Consider the following 24,133-nt stretch of genomic DNA (forward strand, 5'->3'; position numbering starts at 1 on the left):
ATTCAAGATTTGAAATCCCAATCACCTTTTTATTTTCATTTTAGGACTATACATCCCACTCTCCTCTCCCCTTCCCATCACTTTTCACTTTTAATTTTTCACTTTTAATTTTTCAACAACTCCTCCACTGCCCGTTTCAGTTGCAGGTCATCGTCACTCAGCAGTGATTCCGGAGAATTATAGACCTTCACATCAGGCTCCAGTTGATTGTTTTCCATCACGGTGCCTTTCGTATCCACCACAGTTACCTGCGGAATACCGAATACCAGCGATGGATCGATCTGCGTCTCCCACCATACGGCGGTCATGGTTCCCGGCACGGGGGCACCCACCAGTTTTCCGATTCCCAATTCTTTATAGACCCAGGGGAATCCGTGTGCGTTAGAATAATTGCTCTCTCCCATCAGCACAATGGAAGGCTTGTTCCACTTGTTGAAAGGATCACTGCCGATATACTCTCCACGGGGTGTAAATCGTTGGTACTCCTTCCCGCTCAGGAGAGTCGCCAGATCGTCATGTAGCCACCCTCCTCCATTGAAGCGGGTATCTACCACTACAGCCTCCTTATTACGGTATTTTCCAAGCAGATTCTGATAAACATCCCTGAAACTGCTGCTGTTCATCCCGCGGATATGGATATAGCCAATGCGTCCACCGGAATATTTTTCAGTCAATTCTTCCCGTTGTTCCACCCAGCGGTTATATAATAATTCGTTCTCCTCTCCGTAAGTAATAGGTTTCACAATCTCTTCGAACCGATCTCCTTCGCCGGGTGTATAAGCGGTGATGATGACATGTTTACCTGCCTTTCCGTCAAGCAAATGCCACCAGGTCTTTCCCGCTTCCACCGGTTCTCCGTCGATCTTCTCTATGATCACACCTGTCTTCAATTTCGTATTTGCCTTGATGAGAGGGCTTCCTTTCATGATCTCTTTGATCTTCAAACCGTCTCCTTTATAGGTATCATCCCAGAATACACCCAGGGTAGCTGTCTGCCAGCTACTACGGGGAGGTGAATAACGTGCACCGGTATGCGATGCATTCAGTTCACCCAGCATCTCCGACAGCATTTCTGCAAAATCGAAATTATTATCGATATGGGGCAAAAATCTGCGGTATGTTTCTCCATACATCTTCCAATCCACACCGTGTAATTCCTTATCGTAGAATTTATCCTTTACCTGCTTCCACGCATGATCGAAGATATAGACCCTTTCCGCCGCACCGCGGTAGTTAAAGGGGGCGGAAAACGATACTTCGGTCACTTTTCCGTTCTCTATCTTCTTTATCTTTCCCTGCGATACCAGGTACAGATTCTTTTCCTCTTTGTCCGGAAGCAATAAACCATAGCCTACATCTTTGCTTAACAGCTTGGTCGTATTTTCAAGGAAATCCTGTTCCCACAGGTCGACTCCTTTCTCAAAACTGGCAAGATAGTAGAGTTTGGATCCATCCTTGTTCAGGTATGCATCGGACAAATTGGAAGAGTGGCGCGTCAGGCGTACCACCCTGTGACGGCGGTTATCAAGATCGAAAACGAGCGGTTCCACAGTTTTGGTTGAATCCTTATCTGCATTCGATTCCTCTTTTGCATTCTTGTCTCCTTTTTTCTCCTTGCTTTCAGATTTCTTATCTTTATCCTTCGCCTCCTTTTCCATCTCTTTTTTCAGCGCCCGCTCCTCTTTGTCCATCCGGAAATCATCGTAAGCATCAGGAGTAAGGAACATCAGATAGGCATCGCGATGTGCTCCCCAACTGCCGTGGCTGCGATATCCGGCCCGGTCGGAGAAGAACAGGATCGCCTTACCTTCCAGCACCCATTTGGCTCGTACGTCGGTATAACCGCTGAGCGTGAGGTTGGTCGTCTCTCCGCTTCCATCAGCTTTTATCAATGCTACATCCTTGTTATTCCAACCACCAGTATCAATATAATCCGAGAGTATCCATTTACTGTCGGGCGACCATTGAAACCACTGGTCACCATCGCTGTAGGAATAATTGTATTTGGCATCCATCACCTTTCGCAACTTCTTGCTTTCCAGATTGAGCACATAAATAGCGGAACGGTCTTCCAGATAAGCTATCTCTTTCCCGTCGGGAGAGAACAGTGGCTGGAACGAAGGAGCGTCGGTGTCGGTCAGCTTTGTCTCTTTCAGTTCGCGGGCATAGCAGAAGTACTTGTCTTCTTTCCGCACCAATCCGGTGCTGTAAATATTCCACGTATTATTACGTTCCGCCGAATAGACAAGCGAACGCCCGTCGGGACTGAAATCCACATCGCGCTCCTGTTCAGGGGTATCGGTAATACGTTTTGTGGTATTGAATTCGATGGAAGTGACAAACACATCACCGCGGGCAATAAAGGCGATCTCCTTTCCGTTGGGTGAGACGGCGATACTTCTTGCATCGGTAGTAAGGGTCTGGGGAACCATGTCCCTTTCAAAATTGTCGGAAACGATACGGACATCTATTTTACGGGGGTTTTCACCTTTTTGCATATAGTACAACTCCCCGTTAAAAGAAAAGCAGAGATTGTCACTTTTATCGGCTGATAAAAAACGTACGGGATGGTCCGTGAAGTGTGTCAACTGAACCGGTGCATCACCTTCAAGGCCGGCACGGTATATATTAAACGTTCCGTCCTGCTCACTCAGGTAATAGAAACTATTCCCGTCGGACGACCAGACACCATTGCGGTTTTCACCTTTAAAACCGGTCAGTTTCCGGTGCGTTTTCTTTTTGCTGTCATACAACCACACATCACGGGTGATGGACGAGGTATGGTGCTTCCTCCATGCATCTTCATAACCTTTCCTGTCGGTATAAAGCCATAAATTCCCGTGCCGCGCAATATCCTCCATATGAGTTGGAGAAATCATCTGTGGCCGATCTCCATTCAAAGACACAGTATAAATCTGGTTGAACAATCCGATCGGGAATTGCTGGCTTTCCTGCGCCGGCTGGATAAAGGCGCTGAACAGTACGGTTGTGTCGTTTTGAAACCCTTCGGGATATTCGTTATTGGAATGGGAAGTGATGCGTTTGGTCTGTCCGGTTTGGAGTGTAACCACATATACATCAAAATTTCCTTCACGGTTGGACGCAAACGCCAGTTTATCACCCTTTGGCGACCAGACCGGGCGGGTATCGTAAGATGCATGTGAAGTCACTTGTGTAGCTTTTCCGCCGGAAACCGGCACGGTAAATATATCCCCTTTGTAAGTAAACGCCACGGTGGCACCATCCGGAGAGATTACACTATTACGAAGCCAGAGAGGGGCTTCCTGGGCATGTAGCCAAAAAGCAGCCAGTAAAAGCAAGGAAGAAAACAGGATTTTTCTCATTGAAATATTTATTAGATCATGGCGGTCAGACGGTATCATACCGTTTACGCACCGTTAATTTGCAAAATTACATAAAAATTATAAAATCTAAAACCATAATAGTGTCAAACAGGCTCTGATTATCGAAAAGAGACAATCACATTGTGATATTAGTTTTTTTTAGTATTTTTGTTTAATATTGATCCGTGTTGCGCACTCAAACAGATATGGGATACAGTGTAAAAGCATATTATCGTAAAGAGGATCTTCCTCCGATGGAGGAAGTCAATTTTTTTCACAGCCCTTCATCGTTCGATTGGTACGCCAACAGTCCCGCCTACACCCCTTTAATGCTTGTTGTTTTCGAGAATGAGGTGCCGGTAGCCGCCATGTTCGCTGTCATTGTGCGGATCAATCGTTTCCTGAGAGGTAAACTATTTAAAAGATGCTTTATCTCCCAACAACCGGCTTTCTTCAGAAAAAAACTACCCCAGATAGAGATATTCGATGCCCTTATTGCCCATCTGGTCAAAGAGGTACGTAACAGGGTTTTTTTCATCCGTTATGAAAACCTGGGCAATGCCATTTTCGGTTATAAGGGGTTTCGGGAAAACGGATTCTATTCGGTAAAATGGATCAATATCCGGAACTCGCTCCAGCGTAAAAGAAGAATCTGGGATCAGCTTTCGAAGAGCAGGAAGAACCAGGTCAACAACGCATTAAAAAAGGGGGTCGTGATAGAGGAATTCACCTCTGAAGAGAAGTTACCGGAGATGTATAAGCTGATCAGTGATACAAACAACAAAAAGATATCGCGCCGGTTCCCACCCTACCAATATTTTGAGAATTTCTTCTGTCACTATATAAAGCAAGGCAAAGGAAAAATATTACTTGCCCGCTATCAGGGTAAAATTATCGGGGGCGCCATTCTGGGATTCGAGAAAAAAGAGACGGTCTATTGCCTTTACTATTGGGGCAAATCGAAACGATACAAATTACTCTACCCCACGATTTTCACCATTTATCAGGCCATGCAGATATCGGAAAACAAGGGTTTCCATTATTTCGATTTTATGGATGTAAGTTTTCTGAATAAAAATGCCGGTCGCTCACGGTTCCTGCTTCAGTTCGGTGGTAAACAGCGAGCCACGAGACGCTGGTACCGGTTCAACTGGGGGTTACTTAACTTCTTTGCCAACCGGATCTACGATTGAAAGTTCAGCTATATCAAGTAAGAAGTAACCGAAAAACCTGAAAGCGAATTTCGATATATCGAATGAACGTAAATTTGCCATATATAAATAATGGAAGCCATCTTACACCTGTTACAACACACACAATCTCAGAGTAATAAATTAAAGCCACCTCCCTATTAAATGTATAGGAAAATGGCTTCAATTTTTTGTAAAAATTCACCTTTTCAATTATGCCTGTATTACCGATTGTCAGGCTGTATAGTGGTTATCTTATTATCAGCTGAATTTCAATGAACTGCTCTTGTTTACTCTTTTGTTTACATCGCCCGGATTACCGAAACAGGTTACGTCGGCTGAACCCGACACAGTGATATCGAGGCGGTCTGTAACACGGATACTCCCGTCGGCAGCGCCTGAAAAATCGGCATTGCAATTACGTGCGTTGAGTTTAGAAGCCGAAACATCACATCCGCCACTCGCAGTCAGGGTAAGCTCGTCAGTCTTCCCCGTCAGTTCAATGTCACAACCTCCGCTGGCGGAAATCCGGGTCGTTTGTGCGGATATATCATACAATTCCACATCACTACCGCCGCTCACATCGGCTCTTACGGTCTGTGCGGAAATAAACCTGATCTCCGCATCACATCCGCCTGAAAACTGTCCTTTAAATTGTCTACAGTCCAGTCTTAAATTTTCCAGATCAGTGCCACCACTCAATGCAAGCTCGAAATCGCCGGTTTTTACGGGTGTTTCAAAACTGATATCCACACCACCCGATGCTTCTATCTTTCCTAAATCCGTAACGGTAACGTATGCCTTTTGGATTATGTTTCGTGTGTTACCTAAGTCGCGAAGAGAGAATGTACGGTTGTTTCTCTTGTTATAGATATGCAGCGTGCCGTTTTTGACTTCCACGACGGCCTTATCCAATACCTCTTCGCTTACTTCTATGGAAACCGACTGACGGTCGCCCTGGCGAACAATAACATCCCATCCACCCGAAGCATTGATAGCGGAAAATGACGCTACCTGACGGTTTTGTTTTATGATTTTGTTTTGCGCCGGTGCGCTGACGAATGCCACTGTGGCAAGGATAATAGTGAATAATGTCTTCATTGTTAATAGTGTTTAGTTTATATTTTTTATAGCGATTGTATTTGATCCTTTAAAATACGCATGTAAAAAACCGGGTCAAACAAATTTTCCTTGACGCGAAATTTCCTCTGCTTTCTTATTAGACGCAATTAACTCTTGTTTGGTTACATTATTCTATGTTTTTTTTCACTATTTTGTTTTTTCATTATAAAAGTAAAAAAACAACTTATTACTTTCTCCAATCAAAGAGAGTTTATTTCGTATTCAATTGAGAAAAAAATCATTCTCAATCTTCAATCAATTGTAATACTTTTCGAGTGGCTTCCACTCCCTCGTCACTGCCGTATACGGTATTTTAAGGTCTTCTATTTTAATATCCGAGAATATTTGTTCCATCTTTTTATACATCTTCCTACTGCAAAAAACACCTTTCCGGTTTAAGCCAAAATCAATAAATTGGAAAATAGTCCGGTTCATTTCCGTATCACTAACATCCTGACACTAAAATGATTCAATTTATCAAGTTTTCAGGCTGTAAACTTAAATTCGTTTACTGTATAAATGTACCGTTTTCTTTTAAAAGAATAAAGGTCTGTATTCATCTTGATATAATTTTTTATTGGATTGTCTCATAGTAGTTTTACCTATTAATCAGGAGTATTCAGTAGAGTGTGCGTGTCAATCACAAAGATAAATAAATTCTATTACGGAAAATAATACGGTAAATAATTTGATTTAAAGCGAGAAGAGAATCGGTAAGTACTGTATGCGCCGAGAATACCAACGCCGTTTTCAATATTTGTATGTATCATTACCGGTTCGGTAAATGGACCATAATCTTCGGCATTCAAGGCTTTATTGCCTGAAATAAGATACTGGTACATATCCTTTGAAATTTCACCTATTTCTATGATATATTCCACTGTTAACTCTCCCCGGGAACTGCTCCCATCATTTATTTTCTCTCCATTGACATAAGTAACAGATTCCAGGATATCATAAAATGAGAAATCGAATATGATATCTTTTCCATCCACAAACAAATCCGAAAAAAGGTTATCTGTCCTGTCCGACTCTCCCTCATCACCGAAAATATCCTGAAAGATATTACCGTTATCTGTAATATTGTTCTTTAATACTTCACTGAGTTTCAGTTCCATTGTTCTTTCTGTGATTAACATGCCATTATCTGAGAAATACTGTGAGGCTTTTATAAAATAATAATTTTCTTCGTTGGGCATATCAGTCAATTTCAATTGTACCTGCATATTACGGGATGTAGTTTTAGTTACGGTATTGGGTTGGTAGGGATTTCTGTATTCCTCTTCCCGGACAGTCACTGTCGAATCATTGATCACGATACCGGGCTTTTTCGGAATTCGGGTCTGAGATGTAGCCCTGTTGAATCCCTCGGCAATAACTTCAATCTTTATATTCTCATCCGGCTTTGGCAAGTAGGTTCCTCTGTATATTCCTTTTTCACTATGCGAGAGTTGTTCTTTCAGATCGTCGTTTACAAATACAGATACTGTTGCATTGGAAATAGGGTTGAACGGGGCCATTTCCCCGAGGACGAAACGGCTTTGGGACAGATGTACGGAAACAACCGAATCAGGAGTAAATATACTATTCACCACCAGCATAGGATCGGTGACGGTACCTTTGAATTCAATATCTTTTTCGCAGGATATAAAACAACCTACTACGAGGATGAATAGTAACAGGGGATATATATTTCGTGTCGTATGACAATTGAATGAAGCGAAATTGCCGACTTCCTTAAAAGTATTAACTGGAGGCAACTCGCTTTTAATAATCAACATAGGGGTAAATGATTTATATACTCGTTTCATTGTCTTAAAAATTAATCTTAGAATTTAATTGTATAGCTTACCGAAGGGATAATGGGAAAGAGCGTGGCCTGCCGCAAAACATTTTTTGTTTTCCGTTCACCCGTCTCATGATTCACGGAGGTTTCATCCCAGACATATACATAGAAAGGATTCAGATGGTTGTACACGTTGTAAATGCTGACATTCCATGTGCGCAGGTTTCCCCGTTTGGTCTTTTTGTGGAAATTCACTCCCAGATCCAGCCGATGGTAATTACTATACCTAAAATTGTTCCGTGCCTCCACATAGGAATAGGTTTCAGGGAAATAGTATTTATTCCTATAGGTAGGAGAATTAGCGGCCTGATATTCATGGAAGGCGAAGGTTGCAGCATTCCCCGTGCTGAACACCCACGACGCCGAGACATCTATCTTTTCCGAGAACTTATGCGTGCCGGTAATGCTGATGTCGTGCCTTCTGTCGTACTTTGCAGGAAACCGTTTCCCGTTGTTGATAGTGTTCCCCGGGCGGTCGAAGATCCTGTCGGATTTCGACCAGGTATAACCTATCCATCCGGTTGTATTTCCGAATGACCGCTGAGCAAGGAACTCTATACCATAAGCGATGCCACGTCCCATACTCACCTTATCTTCCCAATTTGTAGAAGCCCCCATGAACGAAGCGCCATCCTTATACTCGAGTAGATTGTCCATTGTCTTATAATAGCCTTCTACCGAAAAATCGGCGATATGCTGAAGCGAATAGAATGCACCTATCGCATATTGGTGGGATTTCATCGGTTTGATCTTTGAAGTGGCCGGCACCCACAAGTCCGTCGGCATACTGATGGTATTGTTGGAAAGCATATGGATGTACTGGTTCATGGATGCATAGCCGGCTTTCAACGACAAGTTGTCGGTAAGCAGCACCCTCAATCCTGCACGCGGCTGCAAGGAAAAGTAGTTGCTGTTCTGCACATGGAATGAGGAAAAATGCACTCCCAAATTTACTTTCAACATCCTTCCGATCGAAATATTATCTTCCAGGTAAGCCGCCGTCTCATGCGCATATACTTTGGGGCTACCGGCCACAGTATCGATATCTTGCTCTGTTTGGCCGGTATCCTTAACCTTCAGTGAGATCACATCGGGTGCAAACGTATGGTACGTATAAGCAGCCCCGAATTTGACGTCGTGATTGACGTTCGGCGTGAAATCAAAATCAGTTTTCATCGTCCAGTCCTGTATTCCGGAATTATAGGTGAGCCGCGTTTCTTCTTTCTCTTGGGATCTGTCAGGATTAGAAGGGTAACGGGTTTCGCTTTCGTAGCCACTGCCTAATGCCGACCGGTAACGGGTGAATGAAGCGGTAGTATTCATAAACAATTTATTGTTCAGGATACGGTTCCAGCGGAGGGCGGCAATGGCGTTTCCCCAATCCCAGTCGAGTTTCGTATGATCTTTGGTTTCCAGATTATCACCGTAAGAATATCTGTCTTGGGCTTTCAGATAAATTGCGTCATCTCCGAAATAAGTACTCAGGTATAGCTTGTCTTTATCCGATAACTTGTGTGTGAACTTGGCGTTTATGTCGTAAAAAAAATATCCTGCACTATTCACCCCTCCGTTTTCATTATCTTGTGCCATTTTGATGATCGGTTGCGCCAGCACATCGATGTAGGTTCTCCGCAGTGATACGTTGAACGTGGTTTTCTCTTTTATGATGGGGCCTTCCAACTGTAATTTGGATGAGATCAGCCCGATGCTTGCCGTACCTCGAATTTTTTTATCGTCGCCGTCTTTCATCCGGACGTCTACCACGGAGGAGAGCCGTCCACCGAACCGTGCGGGAAAACTGCCTTTGTACAGGGTCACGTTTTTCAGTGCATCGCTGTTGAATACCGAAAAGAAACCGAGCATGTGATTTACATTATACAGCGGCACGCCGTCCAGCAGGAGCAGGTTTTCATCCGGCCCGCCTCCCCGGACATACAATCCCGCCGAGCCTTCGGTACCCGATTGCACCCCCGGCAGCAGTTGCAAGGCTTTGATCAGGTCGTTTTCACCAAGGAGGGTCGGGATGTTTTTTATCTGTTCGATAGGGACTTCCACGGTACTCATCTGCGATCCTTTGACGCCTGTTTCGGAGCGGTTGCCGATGACCGTCACTTCCTCCAGCATGTTATCCAGATCCAATTGGATGTTCAACACCGTGTCGCCCTGCAGATGAAATTCCTGTTTTAATGTCCGGTACCCGATATAAGAATATTCGAGGGTTACCTTCCCTACCGGTAGTGTCAGCGAATAATAGCCAAAGTTATTGGTTACTGCTCCTTTAGCTGAGTTCGAGTCGAAAACAGTAGCGGAAATGAGGGTTTCTCCGTTTACCTTGTCAGTAATGTATCCGCTGATGGTGTAACGTTGTGCAAATACCGGATGAGCGATCATATACAGCAGCATCAGGTAAAGTGTGGTTTGTTTTTTCATAAAATTAAATAACAAGCAATACTCAATATTGATTTTTTTATGTGATATGTTTATAAGATGCGGAACCGGCAAAAATCCCCTCACCCGACATTGTTAATATATTAAAAACAACTGCGAGCAATATAGCGAACGCTATCCATTTTGTCACAAACCAAACCGGGCTAAAGTACAGTTGCTGCTTTTCTCTCTCCATTTAAACAAGTCCTCCAAAGCCGCCCGGGTTGCTTGATATGAGGAATTTGAAGAATATTCAAAAAATACATTCTCTTCTATAGTCACATTATTTGCTGAATATATGCTATCCATTTTCCGCTGGTATTCTTTCTCAATATAATATATGTACATATAAGTATTGTAAATACTTTCTAACTCTGAAGGTACACCAATATCATCTTCTGTGAGCATTTTATTGTCAACAAAAATCCTGAAATGCGATTTATCATCATCAGAATAGTCACCCATAGACCAGTATTGAAAATTCATTACCGGAAAACCTATCTGGATAGTAGTGCTATCCCCAAGGTTTAGTAATTCTAAAGTACATGATACTTTGGCTGAATCATTAAATAAGTCAGCATAAACATATTCTTCAGTCATCTGGATTTTACAACTGTCATTTGTATAAATTCCTTTAACAACAATCGGGTTGGGAGCAATGTCAGCATTAACCCTGGCAAATAATAAAAAAGCAGTCAATATTAAATAAAATAATCTCATATTCATTATTTTATCACACAGATAACTTGCATTCATCGAGAATGTTTTAATTTGATTCGGTTTTAGAACCTTACGGGCATTACATTACAAGTTGCGTAACTATTCAACAGTTAGGTGTTTTAGAGGAAAAAACGGATAAAGATTGTAAAAAAATTACCATCAGTATCCGTTTTTAAGATTTAGTTTTTCAAAACTCAGTAAAAGCTGGAATCAGATGAAGGGTTCAGGGATCAGAAATAAACAGAAAGCCCTACTGATCCACCCAAACCTTTTGTTGAGTATTTGTAGGAAGAATCCGTTGAATACCGTGCACTCACTTCTGCATATTCTGCCATCAAATCGATAGAAATATTATTGCTGACAAAGAATGCTGCTCCTAATCCCCCAGCCCATGTAAAACCACCGAATGACATACTCTCGGCTTGCGCTCCCTGCATAGCCATTTCCAACGATACATTTGCATATCCTGCACCGAGAGCTGCAAACGGACGAACCGGTTTTCTTGTTGGGATGTAATAGGCTACCGTTGGCATCAGAATAAATTGAGACGTTTTACTTTGATAATCGCCATCGGTAATCGAAAATGAAGCCTGACCACCGACCGATAAATTATCAATCACAAAATACCCTATACTGGGGGTAATTGTAATTGAATATCCGTCCAAATCCATTGCCTCCCTATCACTGATGTCGATATTAGCACCATATACACGATTAGAAAAATAAGCTCCTTCCATTGACGAGCGGCCTGAAATGGAAAATTTACCTTTTTCTGTTTGTGCAGACATAGTAAATGAGAAAAGACAAAACAGTACTGATACGATAAAAAATTTTTGTTTCATAGAATTGTGATATTTATGCGAAGCAATAGTTGAAACTGTTCGCGGGTTTATTTAGTTAAATTATTTATAATGAATAAAATATATATAATTAAACACTAATTCAATCCTCTATAAATCATTGATATCTGTTTATAATCCACCACCTTCACTTTTTCTTCTTCTCTATTTGGATAACGCGTGGATGAATGGTGTCATTGGCTGCGGCATCAATTACGTAAAACAGCGGCTTTTCGGTAGTCTCATCCGTCATGGGTAAGATAGTGTACTCTTTCCCCTTTTCTGCCGTGAATACGAGTTTGTAATGCATATGTGGATTATTCGATTCCGCAATGGATGCACCGATTAATCCGAACATTGCCCCCGACATGGCAGCTTTATCTTTCCACTGCTGGAAGTGGCGTATCTCCACCGTTCGCTCACCCGGTAACACATCGGTATGTTTCGGGAAACCTTTCATATAACTGCCTACCGAAACCGTATCCACTTTCACAAGAAGGGCCGACTCGGAAGTCTTCTTCCCCTTGATTCTCAATTTATGATCGCCCTGATGTATACGGGCAAGGTCTGTAGACTCCATTTTCGTTCCCTGATACCCTTTGGTACTACCACAACCCGGCAAAAGAATTATACCGGTAAGAAGAATTGCCAGAAAAATAAATTCATTTGTTTTCATAAAGTGATAAATTGTTTGTTATAAAGGTTTATTAATACAGATCCAAATCGACAAATGTCATGCCAATAATTTAGACACTGCTTACCATGTCCTGAAACTCAGGAAAGCTGTAATCATTATGTTAGAAATACTTACCGGCTCATCATATTTTACGTTTTGTCCTGCTATATTGACCGAACTGATGTTTCCAAGAGTATAGGAAAGTTTCAACCCAAGCCCGGTTTTGGCATTCAACTTATACTCCCCGGCAACCCCGGCATTAATTCCGAAAGTGGTCTGACTGGCATTGATCTTTGTGCCGTCGAGATTCATCCTGTCCATATAGAACAAGGGGCCAAGAGCAATTGAAGATACCAGCAGGAACTTTGAAGACTCAATGCGACCTGCGAATGACGGGCCTACAAATAATGCATTTTGAGACTCCTTGTAACGGTTAACATTTCCCACATCGGGAATAGTAACATTGTCCCCGGATGTGGGTGATGAACAATAATTCGCATTAAGTCCCAATCCCCAACCCTCCTTAAAAAAGTATTGCGCATCCGCATCAACGGTAAATCCGTGTTGCAACTGCTTGTTTAGGTCATCAAGCTTAGGGTCGCCCGTTTTTTCTACTTCTCCCAGACGAAAAGCGTAACCACCTCCAATCGAAAATCGGAAATCCTTGTAAATCTGCGGAGATACATATTCCACTTCATACGAAGTTTCCTGCTGGGCAATAGCAGGCAATACAGCCAGCATGCACATAACAGCGGCTGCAAATGCAATAAAATAGATTTGTTTCATAAAAATGATAATAATTAAAGTAAAGTGTGTATTTCTTTCGTTTTGCTAAAGTGCTACTATTTCGCATCCTCAAGGGAAAGTATCTTCGAAATAAGAATATTTCTCATGATATCGGATCATATAAAAATAATTCATATGAAGCGCTGCAAATATAAAATATTTTTTTCAATCTTAATTATATATCTCAGAAAAATAATAGAATTTAAAAAAATAATTTATCTGTCTGCTATACAGTGTAAGTAAATCTTACTTTACAAAAATAATAATGAATAAATACAAACAGTTTATATTGTATTATTTTCAATTTATTAAGATCAAATTCGTTTGTCGTGACACGGTATTGAAACGTGAGATTCAGAAAAGCACCATCTTTTAACTAGAAATATTAGTTTTACAACGAAAATATTTAGTTACTTTACCGGCATAAACTTCAAAACAAAACAAATTATGCGAAACAAAACAGTAGTTACCGGATGTATAATATTTTTCTTTCTTTTGACAACCGGAAATCTTAACGCTATGCAACCGGCAAAAAATAATCATGTTGATCCTCCGCAACAGGAAGAATTGGATAAGGCTTTTCTCCGTATTATTTATGTGTTCGATCAGCAGGCAACAAAAGAGAAGGAAAAAATTTTAGTAACCGATACGATGGCGCTGGATATTGCACAAAACTGGTCGGTTTATTATGATTGGAACAAAGAGCAGAGAGATTCTGTCGCCAAAGTAAAAGATCAGAAATTAATACAAACACTTAAATCGGTGAATGTATTGAAAGATCCCGATAATGAAATTTTTGAGCGTTTTGAAGCCATGAACCGAAAACCCGAAATTATGAATGACCGGAAAGGTGAAGATGCACGAATATTTAAGAACCGATCTGACAATACAATTATTACCATAGATAAAGGTCCATTCACCGGAGCGGGTAAAGGTATATATCTCCGATTAAAAGAACAAATACCTCCAATGGATTGGCAAATATCGGAAGATACTATTTCCATAATGGGTTACCTTTGTTACAAAGCTACAGTCCCATTCCGGGGACGTAATTATACGGCATGGTTTTCACCAGAAATACCGGTCAACGAGGGGCCATGGAAGTTATACGGTCTGCCCGGAGCGATCCTGGATGCAAAAACGGAGGATGGATTATTTCGCTTTCAGGCGATTGGAATAGAGCAGATAAAAGACGTTCCTATCCGGTTTCCGTCCGACAGAGACTTTGAAGAAGCCAAAACCCTGAAACAGGTTAACGATTACAGAAGGTCGAAACTGAAAGACATATCGCTCAGTTATATGGATAATGGAACGATGACTATATTGAGGAAAAGGAATCCTGTGGAATATAATGATTTGGAATTGAGCGAATGATGAATGTGACAAGGCATTATTTACTGATCTTCCTGCTGATCTGTAGCTGTTTCTCTTCGTTTGCCCAACAGGAGATCAAAGGAAGGGTGCTCGATTCACAAAACCGCAAACCGGTTGTTTCGGCCACGGTCACGATACACCCTGTGGGTTCTTCCTCCATCCTGGCCTATACCATGACGGCAGAAGACGGCACATTCATCCTGAAACGCAACAACTTCCCCGACTCGGTCACGGTGACCGTATCGGCCATGACCATCGAACAGCAGTCAAAGAACATAAAGAGTGATGTTGCAATGATTGAATTTCTGGTTACCGAGAAGACAATGGAACTGAAAGAGGTGGTCGTGAAAGCACCCAAAATACGCCAGTTGGGCGATACCATCCATTACGACGTGGCCGGTTTCATGGATGAGACCGACCGCAGTATCGGCGACGTGTTGGAAAAACTACCCGGTGTGCAGGTGCTCTCCTCGGGACAGATACTTTACCAGAACAAGGAGATCAGCAAATTCTATATCGAGGGACTCGACTTGCTTCAGGGCAAATACGGCCTGGCTACCCAAAACGTAGATGCGTCCAAAGTGGCTTCGGTGCAGATACTCGAGAACCACCAGCCCATCAAGGCGCTTAAGGGGATGGAAATTCCTGAAAATGCCGCCATCAATCTGAAACTGAAACAGTCGGCCATGGGTGCTTTCTTTGCCACGGCACAACTGGGAACAGGCCTCCCGCCCATCCTGCTCAGCAACGAAGCAGTAGGCATGCGCTTCACCCGCTCGCAACAGAATATGCTGGTATATAAGGGCGACAATACCGGAAGGGATATCAGCAAAGAGTTGACTTCCTATTACGACCATTTCGGAAGCAGACCCTCCAACCTCTTATCGGTAATTGCCCCTGCCCCGCCTTCCATCAGGGAACAGCACTATCTTTTCAACGAAGCCCACCTGGTATCGCTGAACGATTTGAGAGGAATCAAGAAAGATCTTATACTCACCACCAACATAAACTTCCTGCACGATAAACAGAAAAGCAGCAGCTTCTCACAGCAGGATATCTTTTTAACACCTTCCGATACGCTACAGATAACGGAGGATATGGATGCACGCCTGTTGAAACGGGAACTGGAAGGGTCGGTCACCCTCGAAGGCAATACTGACAACTATTTCCTGAACAACAATCTCAATGTCCGCTCTTCATGGAATACCCATAAAGGCAATATTGCGGGGAGTGAACCGGTGGCACAGTTCCTGCAACTCCCCTCCTTCCATATTGAAAACAACTTCGACTACCTGCGGCGGAATAACTCCCGGCGAAACCGGATAAAGGCAAACATAGCATATACCACCCAGCATCATTCGCTGGATGTCTTACCCGTATTGTTCGAAGAGTTGAAGAATCCCGACCCGCGTATCCGGCAGGATATTTCTTTCGACCGGTTCAATGCCTCGGCCAGCGTATCCGGACATAAGGACCTGCAATGGTTTAGCTTCGGGTACACTACCGGAGCCTCTTTTCTGCATTACAGGATGGAGTCGGGTCTGCTTTCGGGCACCATCCATACGCCGGTTGTTGCAGATACCCTGCAAAACAATATCAGCCGTACGGAAGCTAAACTCAATTTCTCTCCGTCATTCGGGTACAGGCCTCCGTCAGGTCTCCAATTGAACTTTTCCTTTCCTCTGGACTACCTGTTCCTAAACAGGGAAGACGAGATAAGACAGACAAGGCAAAAGAGAGGACATCTGCTCGTTTCACCCTACTTGTGGATCCAATATCCATTCAGTACCAGACTGACTATCTTTTCCAATATTTCCTTTTCCAACCATATCGGTTCGGTGAATGAAGATTACAGGGGATATATACTGAATACCTACCGCAGTTTGAACCGCAGCGACGGATTGTTGTCGAAAAACAGCCGCACATTGGCAAACGTAAACTTCAATTATAAGAACCCGTTCACCACCCTCTTTACATCTCTGCGTTTGTTCTACAACAACACATGGCGTAATATGCTTTACGATGTTGAATACAACGATATCCTGAGTAGCAGCATAGGCACTATTCATCCCCACACCTCACATAATTGGGGTGCAGGTTACTCCATCGGTAAAAGCATCGATGCAATCAACTCCGAAGTGAGATTCAGCACCGGTTATGACCGCAATCAATCAGTAACCCTCCACCAGGGAGTAATCTCCGGTTACAGTTCAACCGGCTATTCCCTCTCACCGCGTATCACGACCGATATCGGTCGATGGATGATCGTAAAGTACGCTGCCTCCTACCGGCATAATCGGACCAAAATCAGAGATAACGAAATGTCACCGGTAAATGATTTCACACAGGACATCGCTCTGTCGTTGATCCCCGCAAAAGGGTTTACCCTGACCGCTTCGGTCAACCACTATTATAATAATATGATCGAGTCCTCGGCCCGTTCATCCTGGTTCGGAAACCTGGGAGCACGGTACAGGATGAAGAACGTGGACTGGATGCTCGACTGGACAAATATTTTCAACACCCGGCAATTCGTGACCTATTCTTATAGCGCTATCAGCAGCTATTATACAGTATATGAATTACGTCCGGTGGAAGTGTTGTTAAGGGTAAGGTTCAAAATACTGTAAATAATATACGAATACTGTAAATAATACAGGGTTACCCATTCGTCATTACCATCCATATTTACGACTAAAAACAAAACAATTCCCGAAAATATGTAAACAAAGATCAACCAATATTCTTTTAGTTACAAGAGTAGGCTTGAAAATACTAAATAAAATTAAAAGGCCAATATTTCCTGTCGGATTGTTTGGAGAAACGGAATCAACGCCTTATTTTTGCAACGTGTTTTTCATGGTATTAGATTTAAGGTTAACAATGAAGATTGGTTGTCGTGAGACAACCATTTCTTTTTATATATAGGCCCAAACAATTCTGCCAATCTTTAGCACCGGTATAAATTCACCACAACTTTCCAGATAAATACTCAACTAAACCCAACCGGAGATTCTTAAATCCTGATATATTATTTAGTTCACTGGAAAAGGAAAAAGGAGATTACAGAAAGAACCGCTCCTTATTATTTGTATTTTTCCCATAACGCAGAATAGATAATATCCCTCGTCTCCTCGATCAATCCGGGTATCTCAGCCTCCATAAGTGATCCGGTGGGTATAGGCCGATGGATCACAAGTTCCATCTTTCCGGGCCTGAGGCGAAAACCTTCCCTCTTCAGTACATTGTAAGCACCATTTATGGTCAACGGTACTACGGGCAAATTCATATCATGGGCCAGATAATAGGCACCCCGCTTAAAACGGCCTAATTTACCACTCCTTGTACGCGCCCCTTCCGGAAAGATCACCATAGAAACCCCATCCACTATCTGCTCCTTGGCCTTTTCAAGCGAAGCCGCCCGCGCTTTCGGGTTCGTGTTGTCCACAAAAACATGTCCGGCTTTTTCAGATGCAAATCCCACGAACGGTATTTTGCGTAAGCTCTCTTTTTGCATCCATTTGATATTCTGATTCAGGAAACCATACACTAAGAAAATATCAAATGCACTTTGATGATTAGGTACAAAAATATACGACTGAGCGGAATCGAGGTTCTCATGCCCTCTCGTCTTCACTCTACATAAAGCTAACCAGCAGGTCAGCCTCGACCACCACTTCGGAGGGTAATAACCCCAAAACTTATTCCCGAAAACAGGAGCCATCACCATTACAGTCAAAGCCGTTATAAGTGTGAGTACAATAAAAATCGGCACAAATATGAGCCATTGATACAAAAAAACAAGTATTTTTTTCACCACCATTCAGTTTTATTGCGATCAGTCTTCAGAAACGATACCTACGTTCCGGTCATCTCATCTGCATCAACGGAAACTTTTTCACAAAAATATACAATTTGTGCATTGTTCAGAGATAAAAAAGGTAGTTTTTTATCTCTGAAGTTCATTTTTTCGCTGAATACAAAATTTTTATCTCAAATTATTTCCTTGTTTGTCGAATTTTGTGTTTATTTGCGTTACGAAATCAGAAACATAAATTATTATACACACATGAAAGAATTAGCGAGAAACATCGGGATATTAGTAATGCTCATAGGCGTTGCTATTTTGGTGATTCCCTTTTTGACGGGCGGGACCAATAACACCAATTTAATCATCGGACTGGTATTGGTTATAGAAGGATTACTGGGACATATCTATGTGAATAACATGAAAAAAGGCGGTTTGATAAGTAATATTCTCTGGGCAATTATACTATTAATCGTCCCCTATGCTATCTTTTTCATCTCAAAGAGAATGGCTTATTCCGACGAAGAAATAGCTGCTTACAACTAACCAAAAGGCATCTGTTTCACAGCAAGATACAAAGTTTACGACAAAATACGAACACCCTGGGGTAAGAACCTCGGGGTGTTTTGTTTAAGTATATGCGTCAGCCTAAAGATATTCTGAAGGACAAACAATACGATACATAATGGTTTCTCTCCAGGTATCGCCCTCTGCATAAATACCTTGGGAAAAATGAGGCCAGTTAGGGGAGTCGGGATAATAGTGGGCCTCCAGGCATACTCCCGATAAGGACTGATAAGAGCCCGAAAGATAATCCCCTGTGTATATCATAACTCCCGGCATTGTTGAAAACACCTCCACACGTATGTCTGAATCTCCGCTTTTCAAAATAGCCAGTCTTTTTAAGTTTCTCTCATTCTCATTCCGTCGCGATATGAAATATGAATTATACCCCTTTATTTTTTCTTTTTTCAAACTCATATTTTCACCTATCACCTTGAATTCCCGAAAATCGAAACCCGGATTATTTTTAACATTGAGATAGGCTCCCGTAGGCAGGAAGTTGTTATCGGATTCAAGAACTGTAACCTTCCCTAAATAGGGAAGGTTACAAAGAGATTTATCAGAATCTGGAAATGGGATACAATCCCGATAATCTCGAGTATATAAGCTTCTGCTTAATGTATTTTTTTGCTTCGCTGAAATATCTTCCCCAATACCAGGAGATTAAAAGTGTAAGGGAGACCGATGTAATCCAAAAAAGTATTGTATTCATGAAAGAGCATCTGGAGGAAAAAATAACACTTAACAATATTGCAAGTGCAGTAGGTTATTCCAGTTCCCATTTAAACACCTTATTTATGCAAAGAACCTCTTATTCTCCTATGGCCTACTACAATCAATTAAAAATACAACGTTCCTGCTTTTACCTCCAATTTTCGGATTTAAAGATAAAAGAGATCGCCTTCCGGTTGAACTATTACGACCCGTTTCACTTTTCTAAAACCTTCGTCAAGGAAATGGAAATTACTCCGAAAGAATACAGAATACGATACCGCGATAAGAAAAGACAGGAATAATTTTCAGGACGATACACACCTTTCCACTTTTCCACTTAAATCACCTTATCACCTTTGCACCTTTCCCGACCACATACAACTGAAAATTCTCATACCGCCTCACCACCACTTCATCTCCTTTATCAATGAAACCTTTCAGTGAGATGGCATCGTAAAAATCCCCATCCACATTCACCATGCCCGAAGGACGAAGATCAGTAGCCGCCACACCGGTCTTGCCCACCAGGGAAACCGGCTCCATCGATACGGACACATATCCTTCCTGATCGGCATGCAATGCCGCGAACTGCAGGAAGCCAGGCTTGCCGATCCGGCCCGACAGGTAAATAATAAGCACCAGCCCCATACCCGTACCACCTAAGACAACCATCAGCGCCCTGAACATTTCCATGGCGGGTAATCCTTCAAAGTTAAACCGTATATTACCTATAAGTGCGAGCACCAATGCCGAAAAGACAAAGAGTATTCCCAGAATGCCGGTTATTCCGAAACCGGGGACGACAAATATTTCAAAGACAATAAAGATTAGCCCCAGGACAAACAGCAACACTTCCCAGTTCTGGGCATACCCCGTCAGATAAAGGGGCGTGAAATAGAGGATTGCGGCCGTAATGGCTGCAGCTGTGGGGAAGCCTACACCGGGCGACTGCAATTCAAAATAGATACCTCCTATAATAAACATGATGAGGAATGCCTGTACAATCCCGTTGGTAAGAAAACCTCTGATCTTATCATAAAAAGAGGGATTATAGGTCTCTAAAGTGTAGTCGCTGTACCCCAGATGGGTCACGATCACTTCATGCACACTTTCCGCGATACCGTCGCAATAGCCCAATTCCCTAGCCTGGCTGGCCGTCAGGGTGAGTATCTGTGTAGAGTCGGCAAAACCGGGTATCACAACCTTTTCATCTACCATCGCCTCGGCAATTTTCGGATCACGTCTCCATTTTTTAATGGTATCCCCATTGTTAACAGTCACAATCTGGCCATGACTCTCGGCTGTGGCACGCATGATACCGCGCATATAGGACTGATGTTTATCGGATGCCCTTTCACCGCTCCCTCCTTCCACCACTGTCGCAGCACCGATAGAACCGCTGCTGCGCATGAAAATACTGTCACAGGCAATAGAGATAAGCGCACCGGCGGAAGCGGCGTTATTGTCAATAAAAACATATACAGGGAGGGGAGCATTGAGAATAGCCGTACGCATAGAATCGGCCTCCAGTACGCTCCCTCCATAAGTATTCATATGTAAAAGCACTGCGGCGGCATCTTTTCCGGTTGCCTCATGAAGTCCGTTTTGGAGATATATCCATGTATTACTACCTATATTCTCCTTTACATTGATCCGGTATATCATGGGTTTGGCATCCTGAGCCGAAAGATCAAAAGAAAGGATCAGAAGAAGCAGGAACAATACGATTTGAAATTTTCTCATTTTTCACAAGGTTTAATACAACAAAGATAATAGATTTTGCGATTCACTATTCATTTTAATTTAAAATGTCTATATTTGTACTTCAATTTATCAGTATGAGCACAATTTTACTAAGCATAGGATCAAATACGTTCGCCAAAACCAATATCGACAAAGCTAAAAGGATGCTTGCATTTCTTTTTCCTGATATTGTTTTCAGTGAGCCCATCCTGACTGAACCGGAAGACGACAAGTATGCGTACCTTTTTCGGAATGTCCTTGCAAAAGCCGATACTGAGATGTCACCGGAAGAAGTTATTGACAAGATCAAACAAACGGAACGGGCTGTAGGACGAACTCCCAGAGATAAGTACTTAGGTAGAATGATCATTGATATTGATCTCATTCAATATGACGGCCGTATCCTTCGTCCACAGGACTATGAGCGGGATTACGTGCAACAGTTATTGCCTACCCTGCCGGATCTTGAGGCTACGAATCCAGGCACGGTCGAACCTGACACCATAATAAATCCTGAAATCACAGAAAAGGAAGAGGATTAAGCATATCCACAGGGGTAATCCCCGTCCCACAACGTAAAAGGGATATTTCTTTTATCTTTACGGGATATGTAGGTTCAATTCAATCTGGAAACGGATTTCACCCCTTTCACTGCCCTAAGTTTTTTAATTAATTGGTCGAGCATCGAAGTATCTCCCAGCATCACGGCGATATTTCCCTGAAAAAGGCCGTCGTTGGAATCAATGGTGATAGAACGCATCTGCACACCCTCCTCTTTCGAAATGATGGACATGAGGTTGGCCACTATATTAAGCTGGTCATTCCCTATCACCCTCAATACAATAGTATAGCTGGAAGAGCTAGTCTTACCCGACCAACGGGCTTTCAATATGCGGTAACCGAACCGGGAGAAGAGGTCGTGTGCATTCGGACAGTTTACACGATGTATCTTGATACCCTGCGAAGAGACAAACCCGAAGATATCATCTCCAAAAATAGGATTACAACATTTAGCCAATTTATAATCCACTCCTGTCAGATTCTGGTCGATGATCAACTCATCGGAACCGCTTATTTCGGGCGAAGGAGTCTTTAGCGTGAACTCTCCGGCGCTCACCGTTGCATGACTTTCCCGGTTTTCAGATTCTTTATTTTCCAATTCCAAATAGCGGTCTATCACCCAGTTTACATCAATCTTCTCAGAAGCAATGTCCACATAAAACTCGGTAACGGTCTTGTATCTGAGTTTTTTGATCAATTGCATCAGTCGCGATTCGTCCACCTCGATCTTCCGATTCCTCATCCGCCGGGAAAGTGTCTCCTTCGCGATATCCACCTGCTTACCGGCCTCCTCCTTCAGTAACTGGCGTATTTTGGCCCGTGCTTTCGAAGTTACTGCAAAGCTTAGCCAGTCCTGCTTGGGTGTTTGGTGCGACGAAGTGTTAACGGCTACCTGGTCGCCACTTTTCAGGACATGCCTGATGGGTACGTTTTTCCCGTTCACCCTTCCCGATACGCAGGCAGCACCCAGGTTAGAATGGATGGCGAAAGCAAAATCGAGGACTGTCGCCCCTTTAGGGAGTTTAAACAGATCTCCCTTCGGAGTAAATACAAATATCTCCTCGTCATACAGATCCAGTTTGAAATCGGTCAGCTTCTGGCTCAGGTTGGCATCACTGTCTTCCAGTGACTCCCGCAGCGAACTCAACCAGTTATCGAGCGCCGTCTCACCCTTCACTCCTTTATATTTCCAATGGGCTGCCAATCCGCGTTCGGCGATTTCATCCATCCGTTTCGACCGGATCTGTACTTCTACCCACCTTCCGTCGGGTCCCATCACAGTAATATGAAGCGATTCGTACCCATTGCTCTTAGGGATGGAAAGCCAATCTTTCAACCGCTTGGGATTAGGCTGGTACATATCGGTAATGATAGAATATACCTGCCAGCACTGGGCTTTTTCCTGTTCGGGCGGAGCATCAAGGATAACGCGGATGGCGAACAGATCGTAAATATTTTCGAATTCGATCTTCTGTTTTTTGAGCTTGTTCTGTATGGAATGGATCGATTTGGTACGTCCTTTGATATCATATTTCAATCCCGTCTTATCCAGGCGTTCCTTTACCGGCCCGATAAACTCGCTGATATACCGGTCACGCGAACGTTTCGTCTCATTCAGCTTACGCGCAATAAAGTCATATTGCTCCCGGTCGGTATATTTCAGGGAGAGGTCTTCGAGTTCCGACTTTATAGCATAGAGACCAAGCCGGTGAGCAAGGGGAGCATAAAGATAGGTAGACTCCACTGAAAGATCTAACCTATGTGAGGGTTCCCTCTCCTTTGCATCACGCATACGCTGCAGTTGTTGCGCTATCATAATAAATACCACCCGGATATCTTCGGCGATAGAAAGTAGCAATTTAATATAGTTTTCCGACTCTACGGCGCTCTTCTTATCACTGAATTGATTTACTTTCTTCAATCCCTTAAGAATACTATCAACCTCAATATCAATTAAATGATCAATATTATCCGGAGAATGTCCTCCCTCCACTACAGTATGAAAAAGTAAGACTGCACATACTGCCGGCTGCTTCAATCCTATCTCGTCAATAATAATGACAGCCGTACGCATAGCCAACACAAGGTGATATAACGCCTCGCTGTCGGGTTGCCCTTCTGCCTTTTTGAAAGAGTGCAACAACAACTCTTTCAACCCGGACACTTTCCTGACATCCCATTCCTGTCTGAGAAAGGAATAGAGTCTGGCATAAAGCCGGAAGAATTCACTGCGGGTTATAAAGGTGTTCTCACTCATCTTCTCTGTTTAGTCGCTTTTTCTCTTACAAATTTACAATTTTCTTCCAATATCATAGAAGTGTCTAATAAAAGTTCAGGAACAAATTGTTATATTCATATTGCTTTTTATTGGAGTTAATAAGCTACAAGATATGAAAAAAGGACTCGACTTTCTTTTTTG

At 42.7% G+C, this 24,133-nt stretch carries 18 protein-coding genes; 6 read left to right on the forward strand and 12 right to left on the reverse strand.

All coding sequences use genetic code 11. From position 1 onward, the window contains the following. Nucleotides 1-104: 104 nt before the first annotated feature. Nucleotides 105-3,344, reverse strand: coding sequence for a S41 family peptidase (locus tag U2P89_RS09500; protein WP_322191266.1), 3,240 nt, complete (start codon nucleotides 3,342-3,344; stop codon nucleotides 105-107). Nucleotides 3,345-3,550: 206 nt separating this feature from the next. Here U2P89_RS09500 and U2P89_RS09505 point away from each other — a divergent pair, with 206 nt between their 5' ends. After that, entirely contained in the window at nucleotides 3,551-4,537 is a 987-nt protein-coding gene (locus tag U2P89_RS09505; protein ID WP_313381084.1) for a peptidoglycan bridge formation glycyltransferase FemA/FemB family protein, read from the forward strand. Nucleotides 4,538-4,795: 258 nt separating this feature from the next. On the opposite strand, the gene U2P89_RS09510 is transcribed toward U2P89_RS09505, so the two are convergent. From U2P89_RS09510 to U2P89_RS09540, 7 genes are all read right to left on the reverse strand, one after another. Further along, nucleotides 4,796-5,635 carry a head GIN domain-containing protein gene (locus U2P89_RS09510; RefSeq protein WP_313381082.1) on the reverse strand — a complete coding sequence of 280 codons (840 nt, stop codon included), beginning with the start codon at nucleotides 5,633-5,635 and terminating at the stop codon, nucleotides 4,796-4,798. A 683-nt stretch (nucleotides 5,636-6,318) separates the two neighbouring features. Beyond that, the gene (locus tag U2P89_RS09515; protein ID WP_313382358.1) at nucleotides 6,319-7,467 is read right to left on the reverse strand and encodes a DUF4249 domain-containing protein; all 1,149 of its coding nucleotides are present in this window, start codon (nucleotides 7,465-7,467) and stop codon (nucleotides 6,319-6,321) included. Nucleotides 7,468-7,484: 17 nt separating this feature from the next. After that, nucleotides 7,485-9,932, reverse strand: coding sequence for a TonB-dependent receptor (locus U2P89_RS09520; protein ID WP_322191267.1), 2,448 nt, complete (start codon nucleotides 9,930-9,932; stop codon nucleotides 7,485-7,487). Nucleotides 9,933-10,076: 144 nt separating this feature from the next. Then, the gene (locus U2P89_RS09525; protein WP_322191268.1) at nucleotides 10,077-10,685 is read right to left on the reverse strand and encodes a hypothetical protein; all 609 of its coding nucleotides are present in this window, start codon (nucleotides 10,683-10,685) and stop codon (nucleotides 10,077-10,079) included. 194 nt (nucleotides 10,686-10,879) lie between these two features. Continuing rightward, the gene (locus U2P89_RS09530) at nucleotides 10,880-11,491 is read right to left on the reverse strand and encodes an outer membrane protein (protein WP_313381814.1); all 612 of its coding nucleotides are present in this window, start codon (nucleotides 11,489-11,491) and stop codon (nucleotides 10,880-10,882) included. 145 nt (nucleotides 11,492-11,636) lie between these two features. Next, nucleotides 11,637-12,164, reverse strand: coding sequence for a hypothetical protein (locus tag U2P89_RS09535; protein ID WP_313381815.1), 528 nt, complete (start codon nucleotides 12,162-12,164; stop codon nucleotides 11,637-11,639). Nucleotides 12,165-12,245: 81 nt separating this feature from the next. After that, the gene (locus U2P89_RS09540) at nucleotides 12,246-12,950 is read right to left on the reverse strand and encodes an outer membrane beta-barrel protein (RefSeq protein WP_313381816.1); all 705 of its coding nucleotides are present in this window, start codon (nucleotides 12,948-12,950) and stop codon (nucleotides 12,246-12,248) included. Nucleotides 12,951-13,397: 447 nt separating this feature from the next. Between U2P89_RS09540 and U2P89_RS09545 the strand changes: the two genes are divergently transcribed. Beyond that, nucleotides 13,398-14,324, forward strand: coding sequence for a GLPGLI family protein (locus U2P89_RS09545; RefSeq protein WP_313381817.1), 927 nt, complete (start codon nucleotides 13,398-13,400; stop codon nucleotides 14,322-14,324). Beyond that, nucleotides 14,321-16,954, forward strand: coding sequence for a carboxypeptidase-like regulatory domain-containing protein (locus U2P89_RS09550; RefSeq protein WP_313381818.1), 2,634 nt, complete (start codon nucleotides 14,321-14,323; stop codon nucleotides 16,952-16,954). The genes U2P89_RS09545 and U2P89_RS09550 overlap by 4 nt, the downstream gene beginning before the upstream one ends. Before the next feature lie 455 nt (nucleotides 16,955-17,409). Here the strand turns inward: U2P89_RS09550 and U2P89_RS09555 are convergent, their stop codons facing one another. Then, on the reverse strand, nucleotides 17,410-18,147 hold the full coding sequence (locus U2P89_RS09555) for a lysophospholipid acyltransferase family protein (protein WP_322191269.1): 738 nt from the start codon (nucleotides 18,145-18,147) through the stop codon (nucleotides 17,410-17,412). Nucleotides 18,148-18,393: 246 nt separating this feature from the next. Between U2P89_RS09555 and U2P89_RS09560 the strand changes: the two genes are divergently transcribed. Beyond that, nucleotides 18,394-18,678, forward strand: a complete 285-nt coding sequence (locus tag U2P89_RS09560) for a hypothetical protein (RefSeq protein ID WP_091910340.1) — start codon at nucleotides 18,394-18,396, stop codon at nucleotides 18,676-18,678. Nucleotides 18,679-18,780: 102 nt separating this feature from the next. On the opposite strand, the gene U2P89_RS09565 is transcribed toward U2P89_RS09560, so the two are convergent. Beyond that, nucleotides 18,781-19,350 (reverse strand): hypothetical protein, encoded by a 570-nt coding sequence (locus tag U2P89_RS09565; RefSeq protein WP_092026490.1) that lies wholly within the window; start codon nucleotides 19,348-19,350, stop codon nucleotides 18,781-18,783. On the opposite strand from U2P89_RS09565, the gene U2P89_RS09570 reads away from it, so the two are divergent. Further along, nucleotides 19,269-19,712: an AraC family transcriptional regulator gene (locus tag U2P89_RS09570; RefSeq protein ID WP_322191270.1), complete on the forward strand. Its 444-nt coding sequence runs from the start codon at nucleotides 19,269-19,271 to the stop codon at nucleotides 19,710-19,712. The genes U2P89_RS09565 and U2P89_RS09570 overlap by 82 nt on opposite strands. Before the next feature lie 40 nt (nucleotides 19,713-19,752). Here U2P89_RS09570 and U2P89_RS09575 read toward each other — a convergent pair whose 3' ends face one another. Next, nucleotides 19,753-21,153: an NfeD family protein gene (locus U2P89_RS09575; protein WP_091906827.1), complete on the reverse strand. Its 1,401-nt coding sequence runs from the start codon at nucleotides 21,151-21,153 to the stop codon at nucleotides 19,753-19,755. 95 nt (nucleotides 21,154-21,248) lie between these two features. Here U2P89_RS09575 and U2P89_RS09580 point away from each other — a divergent pair, with 95 nt between their 5' ends. Next, complete coding sequence (locus tag U2P89_RS09580; protein ID WP_175456746.1) at nucleotides 21,249-21,695, forward strand: 2-amino-4-hydroxy-6-hydroxymethyldihydropteridine diphosphokinase; 447 nt, start codon at nucleotides 21,249-21,251, stop codon at nucleotides 21,693-21,695. Between the two features lie 74 nt (nucleotides 21,696-21,769). Here U2P89_RS09580 and U2P89_RS09585 read toward each other — a convergent pair whose 3' ends face one another. Further along, a complete protein-coding gene (locus U2P89_RS09585) occupies nucleotides 21,770-23,971 on the reverse strand; it encodes a RelA/SpoT family protein (RefSeq protein WP_091906831.1) in 2,202 nt (733 codons plus the stop codon). Between the last annotated feature and the right edge of the window lie 162 nt (nucleotides 23,972-24,133).

Source organism: Proteiniphilum sp., from assembly GCF_034331125.1.
Taxonomy (GTDB): Bacteria; Bacteroidota; Bacteroidia; order Bacteroidales; family Dysgonomonadaceae; genus Proteiniphilum; species Proteiniphilum saccharofermentans.

Excerpts from the sequence above, each read along its gene's own strand:
- U2P89_RS09500 (WP_322191266.1), bottom strand. The coding sequence starts at position 3,344 with ATGAGAAAAATCCTGTTTTCTTCCTTGCTTTTACTGGCTGCTTTTTGG.
- U2P89_RS09505 (WP_313381084.1), top strand. The coding sequence starts at position 3,551 with ATGGGATACAGTGTAAAAGCATATTATCGTAAAGAGGATCTTCCTCCG.
- U2P89_RS09510 (WP_313381082.1), bottom strand. The coding sequence starts at position 5,635 with ATGAAGACATTATTCACTATTATCCTTGCCACAGTGGCATTCGTCAGC.
- U2P89_RS09515 (WP_313382358.1), bottom strand. The coding sequence starts at position 7,467 with ATGAAACGAGTATATAAATCATTTACCCCTATGTTGATTATTAAAAGC.
- U2P89_RS09520 (WP_322191267.1), bottom strand. The coding sequence starts at position 9,932 with ATGAAAAAACAAACCACACTTTACCTGATGCTGCTGTATATGATCGCT.
- U2P89_RS09525 (WP_322191268.1), bottom strand. The coding sequence starts at position 10,685 with ATGAATGCAAGTTATCTGTGTGATAAAATAATGAATATGAGATTATTT.
- U2P89_RS09530 (WP_313381814.1), bottom strand. The coding sequence starts at position 11,491 with ATGAAACAAAAATTTTTTATCGTATCAGTACTGTTTTGTCTTTTCTCA.
- U2P89_RS09535 (WP_313381815.1), bottom strand. The coding sequence starts at position 12,164 with ATGAAAACAAATGAATTTATTTTTCTGGCAATTCTTCTTACCGGTATA.
- U2P89_RS09540 (WP_313381816.1), bottom strand. The coding sequence starts at position 12,950 with ATGAAACAAATCTATTTTATTGCATTTGCAGCCGCTGTTATGTGCATG.
- U2P89_RS09545 (WP_313381817.1), top strand. The coding sequence starts at position 13,398 with ATGCGAAACAAAACAGTAGTTACCGGATGTATAATATTTTTCTTTCTT.
- U2P89_RS09550 (WP_313381818.1), top strand. The coding sequence starts at position 14,321 with ATGATGAATGTGACAAGGCATTATTTACTGATCTTCCTGCTGATCTGT.
- U2P89_RS09555 (WP_322191269.1), bottom strand. The coding sequence starts at position 18,147 with ATGGTGGTGAAAAAAATACTTGTTTTTTTGTATCAATGGCTCATATTT.
- U2P89_RS09560 (WP_091910340.1), top strand. The coding sequence starts at position 18,394 with ATGAAAGAATTAGCGAGAAACATCGGGATATTAGTAATGCTCATAGGC.
- U2P89_RS09570 (WP_322191270.1), top strand. The coding sequence starts at position 19,269 with ATGGGATACAATCCCGATAATCTCGAGTATATAAGCTTCTGCTTAATG.
- U2P89_RS09575 (WP_091906827.1), bottom strand. The coding sequence starts at position 21,153 with ATGAGAAAATTTCAAATCGTATTGTTCCTGCTTCTTCTGATCCTTTCT.
- U2P89_RS09580 (WP_175456746.1), top strand. The coding sequence starts at position 21,249 with ATGAGCACAATTTTACTAAGCATAGGATCAAATACGTTCGCCAAAACC.
- U2P89_RS09585 (WP_091906831.1), bottom strand. The coding sequence starts at position 23,971 with ATGAGTGAGAACACCTTTATAACCCGCAGTGAATTCTTCCGGCTTTAT.